Source organism: Oricola thermophila (assembly GCF_013358405.1).
Classification (GTDB): Bacteria; Pseudomonadota; Alphaproteobacteria; order Rhizobiales; family Rhizobiaceae; genus Oricola; species Oricola thermophila.
Genome location: NZ_CP054836.1, coordinates 3,245,222 through 3,259,665, shown reverse-complemented (window position 1 = coordinate 3,259,665; position 14,444 = coordinate 3,245,222). Strand labels below are relative to the sequence as shown.

The 14,444-nt window shown below is 65.8% G+C and carries 15 protein-coding genes; 8 read left to right on the top strand and 7 right to left on the bottom strand.

The window, feature by feature from the left end; genetic code table 11:
* Positions 1-29: 29 nt before the first annotated feature.
* From HTY61_RS15680 to HTY61_RS15670, 3 genes are all read right to left on the bottom strand, one after another.
* Positions 30-785, bottom strand: a complete 756-nt coding sequence (locus HTY61_RS15680) for a M48 family metallopeptidase (RefSeq protein WP_175277678.1) — start codon at positions 783-785, stop codon at positions 30-32.
* Between the two features lie 120 nt (positions 786-905).
* Entirely contained in the window at positions 906-1,367 is a 462-nt protein-coding gene (locus HTY61_RS15675) for a DUF2852 domain-containing protein (protein ID WP_175277677.1), read from the bottom strand.
* A gap of 211 nt (positions 1,368-1,578) precedes the next feature.
* Positions 1,579-2,358 carry an alpha/beta hydrolase gene (locus tag HTY61_RS15670; protein WP_175277676.1) on the bottom strand — a complete coding sequence of 260 codons (780 nt, stop codon included), beginning with the start codon at positions 2,356-2,358 and terminating at the stop codon, positions 1,579-1,581.
* A 192-nt stretch (positions 2,359-2,550) separates the two neighbouring features.
* Here HTY61_RS15670 and infC point away from each other — a divergent pair, with 192 nt between their 5' ends.
* The 6 genes from infC (at position 2,551) to pheT (ending at position 8,053) form a co-directional block, all read left to right on the top strand.
* On the top strand, positions 2,551-3,087 hold the full coding sequence (gene infC / locus HTY61_RS15665; RefSeq protein ID WP_175278591.1) for a translation initiation factor IF-3: 537 nt from the start codon (positions 2,551-2,553) through the stop codon (positions 3,085-3,087).
* 285 nt (positions 3,088-3,372) lie between these two features.
* A complete protein-coding gene (gene rpmI / locus HTY61_RS15660) occupies positions 3,373-3,573 on the top strand; it encodes a 50S ribosomal protein L35 (RefSeq protein ID WP_175277675.1) in 201 nt (66 codons plus the stop codon).
* A gap of 31 nt (positions 3,574-3,604) precedes the next feature.
* Positions 3,605-4,006: a 50S ribosomal protein L20 gene (gene rplT, locus HTY61_RS15655; protein WP_175277674.1), complete on the top strand. Its 402-nt coding sequence runs from the start codon at positions 3,605-3,607 to the stop codon at positions 4,004-4,006.
* Between the two features lie 124 nt (positions 4,007-4,130).
* Positions 4,131-5,219: a phenylalanine--tRNA ligase subunit alpha gene (gene pheS, locus HTY61_RS15650; RefSeq protein WP_175277673.1), complete on the top strand. Its 1,089-nt coding sequence runs from the start codon at positions 4,131-4,133 to the stop codon at positions 5,217-5,219.
* Positions 5,216-5,641 carry an ASCH domain-containing protein gene (locus HTY61_RS15645; RefSeq protein ID WP_197945326.1) on the top strand — a complete coding sequence of 142 codons (426 nt, stop codon included), beginning with the start codon at positions 5,216-5,218 and terminating at the stop codon, positions 5,639-5,641. Before pheS ends, HTY61_RS15645 begins: the two co-directional genes overlap by 4 nt.
* Positions 5,642-5,644: 3 nt before the next feature.
* Positions 5,645-8,053, top strand: a complete 2,409-nt coding sequence (gene pheT / locus HTY61_RS15640; RefSeq protein WP_175277672.1) for a phenylalanine--tRNA ligase subunit beta — start codon at positions 5,645-5,647, stop codon at positions 8,051-8,053.
* A 6-nt stretch (positions 8,054-8,059) separates the two neighbouring features.
* Here pheT and HTY61_RS15635 read toward each other — a convergent pair whose 3' ends face one another.
* Entirely contained in the window at positions 8,060-8,671 is a 612-nt protein-coding gene (locus HTY61_RS15635) for a cell wall hydrolase (RefSeq protein ID WP_175277671.1), read from the bottom strand.
* Between the two features lie 138 nt (positions 8,672-8,809).
* Here HTY61_RS15635 and HTY61_RS15630 point away from each other — a divergent pair, with 138 nt between their 5' ends.
* Entirely contained in the window at positions 8,810-9,796 is a 987-nt protein-coding gene (locus HTY61_RS15630; protein ID WP_175277670.1) for a Gfo/Idh/MocA family protein, read from the top strand.
* 37 nt (positions 9,797-9,833) lie between these two features.
* Here the strand turns inward: HTY61_RS15630 and HTY61_RS15625 are convergent, their stop codons facing one another.
* From HTY61_RS15625 to HTY61_RS15615, 3 genes are read right to left on the bottom strand one after another with little or no spacing between them, the layout of a single operon-like run.
* On the bottom strand, positions 9,834-10,961 hold the full coding sequence (locus tag HTY61_RS15625) for a zinc metalloprotease HtpX (RefSeq protein WP_175277669.1): 1,128 nt from the start codon (positions 10,959-10,961) through the stop codon (positions 9,834-9,836).
* Positions 10,962-11,015: 54 nt separating this feature from the next.
* The gene (locus HTY61_RS15620) at positions 11,016-11,423 is read right to left on the bottom strand and encodes a GtrA family protein (RefSeq protein ID WP_428978267.1); all 408 of its coding nucleotides are present in this window, start codon (positions 11,421-11,423) and stop codon (positions 11,016-11,018) included.
* 21 nt (positions 11,424-11,444) lie between these two features.
* Positions 11,445-12,494 carry a glycosyltransferase gene (locus HTY61_RS15615; RefSeq protein WP_175277668.1) on the bottom strand — a complete coding sequence of 350 codons (1,050 nt, stop codon included), beginning with the start codon at positions 12,492-12,494 and terminating at the stop codon, positions 11,445-11,447.
* Between the two features lie 91 nt (positions 12,495-12,585).
* Here HTY61_RS15615 and HTY61_RS15610 point away from each other — a divergent pair, with 91 nt between their 5' ends.
* Complete coding sequence (locus tag HTY61_RS15610; RefSeq protein WP_175277667.1) at positions 12,586-14,400, top strand: GtrA family protein; 1,815 nt, start codon at positions 12,586-12,588, stop codon at positions 14,398-14,400.
* Positions 14,401-14,444: the final 44 nt, after the last annotated feature.

Here is a 14,444-nt window from a genome sequence, read left to right as displayed (position 1 = left end):
GCGAAGAGTCGAGCAATTAGCGCCGGAGGTCAGAACTGGATCGCCTGTAGCGCCGAGCCGTTCTTCTTGAGCCATGCCTTGCATCGCTCGGTATCCGGGCAAAGGTCCTCGCAAAGCGCCCAGAATTCCTTGCCGTGGTTCATGTGCACCAGGTGCGCGACCTCGTGGGCGACGAGGTAGTCGATCACCGGTCGCGGTGCCATCATGATCCGCCAGGAGAAGGACAGGTTTCCCTCCGACGAGCACGAGCCCCAGCGGCTGACCGTGTCCTTGTAGCGGATCGCCTTCGCGCGCCTGCCGATCGTTGCCGTGTGCTTCTCGACCAGGGCGCCGATATCTGCCTTCGCCTCCTTCTTCAGGAAGTCGGCCACCTTGCGCGGCAGGTGGACACGGTCGCCGCGCACCACCAGCCGGGCGCCGTTGTCGTCCCGTACCGCTTCCGTCACGCCGCGGCCGGGTTCGTGCACGATCTCGTGGTTGACGCCGCGGATCGGGATCTTGATGCCCGGACGGACCTGCGGCCGGTCCGGTATCTTTTCCAGCCGCTCCTCGAGCCAGTCCCGGTTGCGGTGCAGGAAGCGTTCCACCTCCAGCATGGAGATGCCGACCGGCGTCGTGACGGCAAGCCCCTTGTTGCCGGGCTTGATGCGCAGCGTCAGCCGCTTCGCGCGCGGGTTTTCGGCGACGCGCAGCGGCAGCGTTCGGCCCGCGACCTCGTGGGTGAGGTGGCGGACACCCGCTCCGGGCCGCGTGGTCGGCCGCCTGCGTGAAAAGCCGAAGGACATGGTTCGCGGTTTAACCGATTCTCGCGAGCGGTTGGAGAAGAAAAAGGCCCGCGGATCGTGCGATCCGCGGGCGGAGCCTGGAAGGTCGATTGGAGGTCAGACCGGATTTAGGCTCGTCGCTCAGTCGATGTCCGTGACATTCGGCACGGACGGTCCGGCTTCATTGTGGCTGTCCTTTTTGGCATTTTTGCGCTCGCGCATGAAACGGTCGAACTCTTCCTGGTCCTTGGCCCGGCGCAGTTCGTGCACATAGCTGTCGAACTCGGCGCGCATTTCCTCGAGCCTGCGGCGTTCCTCGGCCAGCCGCTCGAGCTCCTTCTCGCGCCACTCGTCGAAGGCCACGTTGCCGGTCCGGGCGCTGTGGTGGTGCCGGTGGCCGCGCTTGCGGCCGATGCCGCTGCAACCGCGGAAGACCTCGTCGGTTTTCATGTTGACTTCCCTTTTGAACTCGTCGAGCCGGTCGCCCCAGATGATGTAGGCGAGCATTGCCAGGCCGAGCGGCCAGAAGACCATGAAGCCCAGAACCATCAGTGCGATCGTCGCCGGCGTCCATGCCGGGCGTATCAGTGCTGTGTGTGTCATTCGCTACCCCTTTCCGGTTCGGACGGCGCTTGTCGCTGCCCTCGTTGGAGGTGGTGGCGGCAAATTGCCTTTGCAAGCCGAAAAGCCCGGATTTCCGGGCTTCCGGAGGCGACTCACTGGAGAATTCTCCACACGACGCGTCCAAAAATTTTTTCGGAATCCGCCGTCCGGGGACGCAAAAGAGAGATGTTCCGTAGCGTAAGGTGCGCGTTCAGGCGCCTTCCTTCATCCGCCCGGCCATGGCGGTTACCGTGCGTTTCAGCAGGTCCAGGTCTTGCGGTCGCGACAGCCGGTGGTCGCCGTCCTTGACCAGCGTCAGCGTTACGTCGTCCTTCGGCAGGAACTCCATGAGTTTCTGGGCGTGCGTCCATGGCACGTCGGGATCGGCCATGCCCTGCAGGATGTGCACGGGGCAATGCGTGTCGAGCGGCCCGGTCATCACGCGGTTCTTCTCGCCGTCGTCGAACAGCGCCCTGGTGAAGATGTTCGGTTCCGGCGAGTACTCGCTGGGTTCCTCGAAATATCCCTTGTTCTCGAGATCGGCCTTCTGGGCATCCGTGAGCTCGGGCATCATCAGTTCGTGGGTGAAGTCAGGCGCCGGTGCCAGCAGCACCAGCCCGGCGATCCGGTCGTCCTGCCCGCCCCTGTTCAGTTCCTGCACCATGCGCAGCGCGATCCATCCGCCCATGGACGAGCCGACGAGTATCTGCGGCCCCCGCGTGTACCGCTCGAACACGGCCACGCTTTCCGCCAGCCATTTCGAGATCGTGCCGTCGGTGAACTCGCCGCCGGATTCGCCGTGGCCCGAATAGTCGTGCCGGGTGCAGGACAGGCCGAGCTCTCCGGCGAGCGTATCGAGGGTTTCCGCCTTGGTGCCCAGCATGTCCGAGCGGTATCCGCCGAGCCAGACCAGCCCGGGATTTCCGCCCGGCCGGTGCCGCACGGCGATTTTCGCGTTGCCGACAGTGAATGTTTGCGGATCTTGCGTCATTTCGGTTCCGTTTCTCGCTTGTACCGGTGTTTTGCGCGGGTCGCGGCTCCTTGTGAAGCCCCGCAGCGGGATTCGGCAGCGCCGATGGTGATTTTTTTACCGGACCATGCTATTGACTCCGCGCCCGGAATACCGACAGTGCGCGGGTTTCCGGCATCCGCCGAATCTGAAACGACACAGGAGACAACGACCATTCGCCGTCCATTCCGAGCCCCCCCGGCTCAAAAAACAGGTCCTACCGCCAATCGCGACATTCGCGAGCCCCAAGTCCAGCTTATCGATGCCGAAGGCCAGAACCTTGGCCCGACGGATACGGAGGAAGCCCTTCGGATGGCAGAGGAAGCCGGTCTGGACCTTGTCCTGATCGTTCCCAATGCCAAGCCGCCCGTGGCCAAGATCCTCGATCTGGGTAAGCTGAAATACGAGCAGCAGAAAAAGGCTGCTGCCGCCCGCAAGAGGCAGAAGACCGTCGAGATCAAGGAGATCAAGATGCGCCCCAACATCGACACCCACGACTACGAGGTGAAGATGAAGGCGATGCGCCGGTTCTTCGAGGAAGGCGACAAGGTCAAGGTGACACTGCGCTTCCGCGGGCGCGAGATGGCGCACCAGTATCTGGGCATGGAGCTGCTGCAGAAGGTCAAGTCCGATACGGAGGAGATCGCAAAGGTCGAGGCCGAGCCGAAGCTCGAGGGCCGTCAGATGATGATGGTGCTGGCTCCGCGCTAGGCACCGTCGATTCTCGGGAAGAAAAGCGGGCTTCGGGCCCGCTTTTTGTTTTCGCGCCCGTCATGCGCGGCCCTGCAGCGTTTCCGCGCTGCCGGGGAGCTTGCAATCGGTCCGCTTCGAGTCTATAGAGCCGCGTCCCGAGCGGGCCGGCAGGGCATGCCGTGTCCGCTCCGAATGCAGGAACAGCGCACATCGTACGGGCCGGCCCCCTCGCATGAAATCATGCGGCAGGCGGACTTGACCGTTCTCCGCGAGGCGGCGATTGCGCGAGAAATGGAGAGCAAAATGCCCAAGATGAAGACGAAGGCTTCCGTCAAGAAGCGCTTCAAGATCACGGCCTCTGGCAAGGTCAAGGTCGCTGCCGCAGGCAAGCGTCACGGCATGATCAAGCGGTCCAACAAGTTCATCCGCGATGCGCGCGGCACCATGGTGCTGGCCGATCAGGATGCGAAGATCGTCAAGAAGATGATGCCCTACGGCGACTGAGCCGTCACGACCCGATTCCAGGAGAACACTCATGGCACGTGTGAAACGCGGCGTGACGTCCCACGCCAAGCACAAGAAAGTCCTCAAGCAGGCCAGCGGCTTTTATGGCCGCCGCAAGAACACCATCCGCATCGCCAAGCAGGCGGTGGATCGTTCCAAGCAGTATGCCTATCGCGACCGAAAGGTCCGCAAGCGCAATTTCCGCTCGCTGTGGATCCAGCGCATCAACGCCGCCGTGCGCGAGCACGGCCTGACCTATGGCCGTTTCATCGACGGTCTGAACAAGGCCGGCATCGAGCTCGACCGCAAGGTCCTGTCGGACATGGCGATCCATCAGCCGGAGGCATTCGGCAAGCTGGTTGCCCAGGCCAAGGACGCGCTGTCCTATCTCAAGGACACCACGCCGAACGCGTTTGAAAGCGCTGTCCGCTAAGTCAGCGCCTTCCCGATCTTGAATCAGGAGAAACCCGCGCTGGCTGGCCCAGGCGCGGGTTTTTCTTTGAAATCCAGAGGCGCACCGCTAGAAGGTGCGCGCAACCGCTAACCGGAAATGCAACATGCTTGAGGAACTGGAACGTCTTGAAGAGGCCCTGATGGCGGATATCGCTGCCGCCGCGGACGAGGCGGCCATAGAGGCGGTACGCGTCGCGGCCATCGGCAAGAAGGGCTCCGTGTCCGAGAGGATGAAGACGCTGGGCAGGATGACGCCGGAGGAACGCCAGGTCATGGGGCCGGCACTCAACGGCCTGCGTGACCGCGTCACGCAGGCGATCAATGCCCGCAAGGCCGAGCTGCGCGACGCGGCGATCGAGGCGAGGCTGGCCACCGAAACCGTCGATGTCACCCTGCCCGTGCGTTCATCCCCTGCCGAGGCCGGCCGCATTCACCCGATCACCCAGGTCACGGACGAGCTGGTCGCCATCTTCGCCGACATGGGCTTCTCGATCGCCGAGGGGCCGGACATCGAGACCGACTACTACAATTTCACGGCGCTCAACTTCCCCGAGGGCCATCCGGCCCGCGAGATGCACGACACCTTCTTCTTCAACGAGAACGGTGACGGCGAGCGCAAGCTTCTTCGTACCCACACTTCCCCGGTGCAGATTCGCACCATGGAGGCGCAGAAGCCGCCGATCCGCATCGTCATTCCGGGCAAGACCTATCGTTGCGACTCCGATGCCACCCACTCGCCGATGTTCCATCAGGTCGAGGGGCTGGTGATCGACCGCCATTCCAATGTCGCCAACCTGAAATGGGTGCTGACCGAGTTCTGCAAGGCCTTCTTCGAGGTCGAGCACATCAACATGCGTTTCCGGCCCTCCTTCTTCCCCTTCACCGAGCCGTCCATGGAGGTCGACATCCAGTGCGACCGCTCTCGGCCCGGCGAGGTCCGCTTCGGCGAGGGCAATGACTGGATGGAGATCCTGGGCTGCGGCATGGTGCATCCCAACGTGCTGCGTTCCGGCGGGCTCGATCCCGACGAGTACCAGGGCTTTGCCTGGGGCATCGGGATCGACCGGCTGGCCATGCTGAAATATGGCATGCCGGACCTGCGCGCCTTCTTCGACGCCGACGTGCGCTGGCTGTCCCACTACGGCTTCCGTCCGCTCGACATGCCGACCCTGTTCGGGGGGCTGAGCGCGTGACGAAGCTGCCGGATCACCTCTCCGGTTCGGTCACCTTCTCCTTCGGCGACAGCCCGGAGATGGCGGACGAGCTGCTGGCGCTGGTGCTTGCCGGCCGGAAGACGGCGACCTGCGGTCGCGCCAGCGATTTCGGCCCCGGCGGGGAGACGTTGCCCGTGGTCGGCCGACGTGACGTGATCCTGGACGGAAGCGGCCGTCCGGCCGCGGTGATCGAGACCGAGGAAGTCACCTTCCGCCGTTTCGACGAGATCGACGAGGACTTCGCCCGCGACGAGGGCGAGGGCCTTGGCACCCTGGAGGAATGGCGTGAGGGCCATCGCGCCTTTTTCGAGCGCACCGGGGGCTTTGCGCCGGACATGAATCTTGTTTGCGAGCGGTTTCGCCTGGTCGAGATCCTCGAAGTCGATGACACGGAACACTGAGCCATGAAATTCACCCTCTCCTGGTTGAAGGATCACCTGGAAACGGACGCCACGCTCGACGAGATCGTCGAGCGGCTGACCGCCATCGGCCTCGAGGTCGAGGACGTCGATGACAAGTCGGTCTACAAGCCCTTTGTCATCGCCAGGGTCCTGACCGCCGAGAAACATCCGGATGCCGACCGGCTCAAGGTCCTGAGCGTCGATACCGGCGACGGCAAGCCCGTCCAGGTCGTCTGCGGCGCGCCGAACGCGCGTGCCGGCCTTGTCGGCGCCTTCGCGGCGCCCGGCACCTATGTCCCGGGCATCGACGTCACGCTGTCCGTCGGCAAGATCCGCGGCGTCGAGAGCCACGGCATGATGTGCTCCGAGCGCGAGCTGCAGATGTCCGACGAGCATTCCGGCATCATCGACCTGCCGGAAGACGCGCCCGTCGGCACGCCCTTTGCGGAATATGCCGGTCTCGACGATCCGGTAATCGAGATCGGGCTCACTCCCGACCGCGCGGACTGCACCGGCGTTGCCGGCATCGCCCGCGACCTTGCCGCCGCCGGCCTTGGCAGGCTGAAGACGCCGGCCGTCGAGCCGGTTCCCGGCTCCGGCGAATGTCCGGTCAAGGTGACGATCGAGGAGCCGGAGCTTTGCCCCGGCTTCGCGCTGCGTCTGGTGAAGGGCGTGAAGAATGGACCGTCGCCGGCCTGGATGCAGCGCCGCCTGATCGCCATCGGCCTTCGCCCGATCAACGCGCTGGTCGACATCACCAACTATGTCACCTTCGACCGCGGCCGTCCGCTGCACGTCTTCGACGCGAAAAAGGTCGCCGGCAACCTGGTCGTTCGCCGCGCGCGCGATGGCGAGAAGGTGTTGGCGCTCGACGGTCGCGAATACGGGCTGACACCGGAGATGTGCGTCATCGCCGACGAACGCGGCGTCGAGTCCATCGCGGGCATCATGGGCGGCGAGGAATCGGGCTGCGACGAGAACACGACCGACGTGCTGATCGAGTCGGCCCTGTGGAACGAGATGAACATCGCGCGCACCGGTCGCGATCTCGGCATCATCACCGATGCCCGCTACCGGTTCGAGCGCGGCGTCGATCCCGAATTCATGGTTTCCGGCATGGAGCTGGCGACGCGGCTGGTCCTCGACCTGTGCGGCGGCACCCCGACCGCGCCGGAGATCGTCGGATACCGGCCCTATGAACCGAAGGTGATCCGCTTCCCCTTCACCGAGGTCAAGCGCCTCGTCGGCATAGAGGTACCGGCCGGCGAGCAGACGGAAATTCTCGGGCGCCTCGGCTTCGGCGTGTCCGGCTCCGGTGTCGAGGTCGATGTCTCTGTGCCGTCCTGGCGCAAGCATGATGTCGAGGGCAAGGCCGATCTGGTCGAGGAGGTCATGCGCATTCACGGCGAGGACAATATCGCCCCGCAGCCGCTGCCGGGCCACGGCGCCGTCAACGGGAAGATCCTGACGACGCTGCAGATACGCACCCGCCTCGCCAAGCGCGCGCTGGCCGTGCGCGGCATGATGGAGGCGGTCACCTGGTCCTTCATCCCCGCAGCCCATGCCGAGCTCTTCGGCGGCGGGAAGAAGGAGCTTGCGCTTGCGAACCCGATCGCCGCGGACATGAGCGACATGCGTCCGTCCCTGCTGCCGGGCCTGCTGGCCGCTGCGCAGCGCAATGCCGACCAGGGCGTTGGCGATGTTGCCCTGTTCGAGGTCTCTGCGACATATGAGGGCGACCGGCCGGAAGACCAGCGCCGCGTTGCCGGCGGCATCCGCCGCGGCACGGCCGGCCTTGCCGGCGGCGGCCGCCACTGGGCGGGCAACGGTGAACCCGTCGGTGTCTTCGACGCCAAGGCCGATGCGCTGGCCGTTCTGGAGGCCTGCGGCGCCCCTGTCGCCAACCTGCAGGTCGAGGCCGGTGCGCCCGGCTGGTACCATCCGGGCCGTTCCGGCGTTATCAAGCTCGGGCCGAAGGTCGTGCTCGGTCATTTCGGCGAGTTCCATCCGAAGGCGCTCGAGGCGCTGGACGTGTCCGGAGCGCTGTGCGGCTTCGAGGTCTTCATCGACGCAATCCCCGAGCCGAAGAGGAAACCGACGCGCACCAAGCCGAAGCTGGAGCTTTCGCCCTTCCAGATGCTGCGCCGCGACTATGCCTTTGTCGTCGACCGGGATGTTGCCGCGCAGACCCTCGTCCGTGCCGTTGCCGGCGCCGACAGGAAGCTGATCGCGGGTGTCAACGTCTTCGACGTCTTCGAGGGAGCTTCGCTCGGCGAGGGAAAGAAGTCGGTGGCGCTGGAGGTGTCCATCCAGCCGGTCGAGCGCACGCTTACCGACGAGGATCTCGAGGCGCTGACGGCGCGGATCGTTGCCAATGTCGAGAAGCAGGCGGGCGGCGTGCTGCGGGGCTGACGGCCCCTACAGGCTTCGCGCCACCCGCTCGCTGCGATAGAAGACATGGCGGCCGATCTGGCCGACCCGTCCGATCCTGTCGGCCCAGTAGGGGCTGACATATGTCGCATGATAATGCGTGATCTCGTGGAATTCGGCCTCGCGCCATTCGCGCGGATCGCCCGGCAGCAGCCGTCCCGGCATGCCATTTTCCAGTATTTCGCGCGCCAGGGCGTGCAGTTCACGGAAGCAGGCGACCTCGCGCGGAAAGTCGGGAATCCTGTCGCAGGCGAAGGAGAACTGGCAGCGGAACGGTTTTTCCGCGCCCTGGTAGACGACGCCGCAGACCGTATCCGGATAGGCTTTCGAGCGCATCCGGTTGAGAATGACCCGTGCAACGGCGAGCTGGCCCTCCCGGGGTTCGCCGCGCGCCTCGTGATAGAGGGCGGCCGTCAGGCAGGTGGCTTCCATCTCGTACGCGATCGGCGGATGCGCTAACATCGTGCGCGGAAGGTCGTGTGCGGCGGGGATGTGGAAGACCTGCATCGCCGCGTGAATTGCGGGCAGCGCCGCGCCGGACGCCGCCATGAAGAAATATGCCGCCATCATGACGGCGATACGTGTCAGCAAGCGGTTCATTGCCGTGCCCCTCGACAGACTTCTGACGGGGACAAGGATGCGGGGTGAAAATTTCGATTGGGTGGGATTCCGGCGCGGAATTTGAGTGTCCGGAGTGACCGGGAGTTAACCTAGATGATCGACCACGAGGAGATAACGATGTTTCGATGGGGAGTGATGTCGACGGCGAAGATCGGTCGCGACCACGTGATTCCGGCGATTGCCGAGGCCGGGAACGGTGTGCTGTCGGCAATCGCCAGTCGCGACGAGGCGCGTGCCCGCGCCCTTGCGGACCGTTTCGGCGCACCGCATGCCTTCGGCAGCTACGAGGCCATGCTGGCCTCCGACGCGGTCGACGGCGTCTACATTCCGTTGCCGACCTCGCAGCATGTCGAGTGGGCGGCGAAGGCGGCCGAGGCCGGCAAGCACGTTCTGGTGGAGAAGCCGCTTGCGCTGAACGCCGCGGATATCGAGCCGCTGCTCGAAGTGGAAAAGCGCACCGGCGTCATCATTTCGGAGGCCTTCATGGTCACCTATCACCCGCAATGGCTGAAGGTGCGCGAATTGATCGCCGACGGTGCCATAGGCCGCCTGCGCCAGGTGCAGGGCGCTTTCACCTACCACAATGTCGATCCCGACAACATGCGCAACAGGCCGGAACTGGGCGGCGGCGGCCTGCCCGACATCGGCGTCTACCCGACCGTGACGACCCGTTTTGCCACCGGCAAGGAGCCGCTCTCCGTTTCCGCCACCGTCGAGCGCGATCCCGTGTTCGGCACCGACATCTATGCCGATGTGCGCGCGAGGTTCGACGGTTTCGAGCTGGCCTTCTACTGCTCCACCCAGATGGCGGCGCGGCAGTTCATGGTCTTCCACGGCGACAAGGGCTTTATCGAGGTCGCCGCGCCCTTCAATGCCGGGCTCTACGACCACGACCGCGTCACCCTGCACAATGCCGGCCATGACGGCGCGCAGGTCTGGCGTTTCCCGGGCGTGCGCCAGTATCGCCTCGAGGTCGAGGCCTTTGCCCGCAAGGCGACGGGCGGCAAGGCGGAGCTGTTCCGGCTGGAGGATTCGATCCGCAACCAGAAATTCATAGACGCGGTATTCCGCGCCGGCGAATCGGGCGCCTGGGAGGCCGTCTAGCCCTCGGCGTCGCGCGGAAGGGTGGCCGGACGGGCGGTCACCACCAGACGCCGCCGCGCCGGATGCGGATGCGCGGCCCCTTGCCGTGCCGTTCCCACGGATTCAGCCCGTCCGCGCAGGCCGGGCCGCTGCATCCCGAATCGTCGGTCAGCGGCTCGCGCTCCGGCAATTCCCCGGCCAGGGAGAGCCAGTGGTCGAAGAGATCCCGCTCGCGCCGCGACAGCCTGATCTGCGGCACAGGGGACCGGCCGCGCGGAAGCCGTGCGCCCGGCGTCGCATGGCTCATCGCCGTCTGCGGCCCCAGCGCGCTTTTCAGTTCCATCAGCCGTGCGATGCGTTCCTCGGTCGGCGGGTGGGTGCGCAGGATCGAGGGGTCGGGAATGCGGCCGCCGGGCAGCACCATGCCTTCCCATCGCCGGCCGTGCGCCTGTTCCAGCTTTATCAGCGCCGAGGCAAGCCCGTCGGGGTCGCCCGTCAGCAGGGCCGCGCCGTAGTCGGCGTCGAATTCGCGCGTGCGCGAAAGCGCCAGCTGCAACAGCCCGCCGATGGTCGGCGCGAAGATCATGGCAAGGACGCCGAGCCAGGGGATGTGGCCGAAGAAGCCCGACAGGTTGAACAGGATCGCCAGCATGCCGACGGTCGAGAGCGTCGAGGTCATGCGCGATACCATGTCCGCCAGCGCCATCACCTTTATGTCCTCGTTGGCGATATGGGTCGTTTCGTGCGCCAGCACGCCGGCCAGCTCGCGCAGCGTGACGCTGCGCAGCAGCCCGTCGGTGACGGCGATCGCGGAATCGTCGCGTCGGCCGACCGCGAATGCGTTCAGCATCCGCGACGGCACGACATGCAGTTTCGGTGTTGCCGGCAGGCCCGCCCTGTCGGCCAGCTCGTTGATCAGCCGGTAGCCTTCCGGGAAGTTGAAGGGTGTTACCGGCTCGGCCTTGTACATGCGCAGTACCATCGTCGGCGATATGCGCTGTGCGGCGACGAGCGTCATGATGCCGATCGCCACCGCGTAGAGGATGCCTGTCGCGCCGGCGATGGTCCATGCGGTGACGGCGAGCAGTGCCATGCTGCCGGCCGACAGCAGCCAGGTGTGCAGCGCGTTCAGCGCCCTGTGCTGTCGCAATATGATGTGATCGCCATGCAGGAACGGAATCGTCATGCCATCCATATGGGTATGGAACGGCGCGTCGTGGAGTCCCCCGTCATGCGGCCGTCAGGCGCGGTTGAAGACGAAGCGCGAGTAGCCGAGATAGGAGAACACGGTCACGACGGCGACCGCTATGACGAGTGCCGCCAGCGGCGGGAACAGTCCGGGTGCCGCCAGCAGGAGACCGGAATAGATGGCGTAGTTGAGCCCGGCGCCCATCAGCGCCACGAATCCGTAGCGCGCGCCCTCCTTGACCACGTGGCGGCCGCTCTTGCCGAAGGTGATGTTGCGGTTGATCATCCAGGTGGTGAACATCGCCGCGGCGATGGCGAAGACGCGCGCCGAGAACGGCCCCATCGGCGTGAACTTCATGAGCAGCGTCAGCACCGAGGCGTCGACGATGAAGCCGGTGCCCCCCGCGACGGCGAAGCTGGCCAGCCGCAGGATGCGGTGTTTTGATACGATGTCGCGCATTTCGTTTCCGGGGAGCCGGCATCAGGCGGCCGACTCGGCCTTCTTCTTCCGTTTTGTCTTGGTCGCGGTCGATACACCTTTCGGCGCGCCGCGTCGACCGGTCGCCGGCGTGCCCGAAGCGCGCGATTCGCCGCGCAGCGGCGGTTGCGCGAGATAGGCCATGCGCATCTGTTCGACCCGTCCGGCGGCCACTGAATCCAGGATCAGCCCGGTCACGAAGGTCAGCAGGGACAGGATCAGTATGCCGATCGCGCCGACCCAGGTCGGTACGCGGTCGACCAGCCCGGTGGTCAGGTACTCGTAGACTGGCGGAATCATGAAGAAGATGCTCGCCGCGAGCAGCATGCCCGCGATGACGGTGAAGAAGCGGAACGGCTGGGTTTCCTTCATCAGCCGCGCGAACATCATCAGGATCTTCAGCCCGTCGCGGAAGGTCGACAGCTTTGAGGTCGATCCCTCGGGCCGGCGGCCATAGTCGAGTTCCACCTCGGCCACGGGCAGTTTCAGCTGGCTGGCATGGACCGACATCTCCGTCTCGATCTCGAAACCGTGCGAGATCGCGGGGAAGCTCTTCACGAACCGGCGCGTGAAGGCGCGGTATCCCGACAGGATGTCCGAAAAGTCTGCGCCGAACAGGTAGCGATAGATGCCGTTGAAGACGCGGTTGCCGAAGGCATGGCCCGTGCGGCCCGCATCGTCCTTCACCCCGGAGCGGATGCCCACGGCCATGTCCACGCGCTCGCTGAGCAGCGTCGTCACCAGTTGCGGCGCATCCTCGGGCGCATAGGTGCCGTCGCCGTCGGCCATGATGTAGATGTCGGCGTCGATGTCGGCGAACATGCGCCGCACCACGTGGCCCTTGCCCTGCCGGCGCTCGCGCACCACCGTGGCGCCTGCCAGCCGGGCCATGATCGCCGTGTTGTCGTTGGAGTTGTTGTCGAACACGTATATCCGCGCGCCCGGAAGCGTCTCGCGGAATCGCCTGACGACGTCGCCGATGGTCAGTCCCTCGTTGTAGCAAGGCAGGATGACCGCGATGTCGGGCGCGTTTCGGGTCGTGTCAGTCGGCATGGGGCGGGCCTCGCGATTTCTGTGCTTTACCTTTTCTTGATCCGGTTAAGTTTAGGTTTAGCGAGACCAGTAGTGCCGCGGATTGCCCGAAATGACCGTCCTTTCAGAGCCGAGTGAAACCGGGATGCGCCCGGCCCAGCCCCTGCGCCGCCTCGATCCGGCCCTGCTTGCGATGGCCGGCACGCTGTTCGTCACGGCGATCGGCCTGCCCTCCATGGATGGACCGGGCATTCCCAATTCCGACGATCTCGTCCGCCTTGTCCAGGTGCGTGACCTGCTTGCCGGGCAGGACTGGTTCGACCTGACGCAATACCGGCTCGGCCTCGACGGTGGCACGCCGATGCACTGGTCGCGCCTTGTCGATGCGCCGATCGCCGCCATCGCCTTCCTTGGCACGCGGATCGCCGGCGACGCCGCGTTCGGGGAATGGCTGGCCCGCGTCCTCTGGCCTGCGCTGGTGCAGTTCCTCGCCCTCATGGCGCTTATGACGGCCTGCGGGCGCACCGCAAACGAGGCCCTGCGCCTGCCCGTCGCCGTGGTCGGCGCCGTCGCCATGTGGACCGTCGGCGTCTTCGCGCCCGGTTCGCTCGACCATCACAATATCCAGGCGGCGCTGGCGCTGTGGCTGCTGGCCCTGCTCCTGCCTGGCAGCCGGCCGGTGGCGGCCCATGCGGCGGCCGGCTTGGTGGCCGTTCTCATGCTGGCCATCGGCATGGAGGTCCTTCCCTATGTGGCGGTGGCCGGCGCGGTCGTCTCGCTGGGCTATGTCGCCGGAGCCGTGTCGCCGCGCGCGGCCCGCGCCTTCGGTGTTTCGGTCGCCCTTACCGCCGGCGCGGTCTTCCTCGCCACCGTTGCGCCCGCCCGCTGGACGGACGACGCCTGCGACGGCTTCTCCTCCTTTCATCTCGTGACCGGGCTGGCCGGTGGTCTCGGCCTTGTCGCCGCGACCGCCCTTCCGCGACGCCTGTCCGGCCGCGTGCTGTCCCTCATGCTTCTGGCGGCGGCGTTCTTGGCCGTTGTCGTGCTTCTGTTTCCGCACTGTCTCGCGAACCCCCTTGCCTCGCTGGATCCGCGGCTGCGCGAATTCTGGCTGGAGGGCGTGATCGAGACGCGCTCGCTCGCCGATCTCTGGCGCGAGGATCCGTTCGCCATACCCGGCCTCTACGGCATGGCTGGCGTTGCTCTCGTCGTCGCGCTGGTCGGGGCGGCGACGGGCCGGCCGCTGCCGCGGCACCAGTCCGTCGTGTTCGCGGCGTTCCTGGCAATGGGGCTTGCGGTCACCGCCTGGCAGCAGCGCGGATTTGTCTTCGCCGCGGTCTTTGCCGTCCTTCCGCTCGGCTTCTGGATCGGTCGCCTGCGCGCCTCCATGCCGGAGAAACGCGGCACCACCGATTCACTGCGCCTTGCCGGCGCGTGGGCAGTGTCGCTCAACTTCCTCTGGTGGATCGCCGGCGCGCAGGCGGCAAACCTGTTTTCCGGCACGCCGACATTGCATGAACAGGCCGCCTCGGTCTCGCCGCGCGACTATTGCTATGCCGCCGATCTCTACGCGCCGCTCGCCACCGAGCCGGAGGGGGTGGTGCTCGGTGCCACGGATATCGGCGCAATGATCCTGCTGCACACGAATCACCGCGCCGTTGCCGGTCCCTATCATCGCAACACCGCCGGCAATCTCTTGCTGATCGAGGCGATGACGGCGCCGCCGGCCGTGGCCCGCGGCATATTGCGCGCCGGGGGGGTGACGATCGTGGCCGATTGCATGCGCGCAGCCGATGCGGCGGATTTCATGCGCGCCGCGCCCGGTGGCCTGCAGGCCGCCCTGCGGTCGGATGCCGTGCCGGACTGGCTGGAACCGGTGAGGCAGACCGTCGGCGAACCGCTGGTGTTATATCGCGTGCGCCCGTGACTTGGCGCGGCGAACAGGGCTAGAATCCACCGACCAGTCGATGA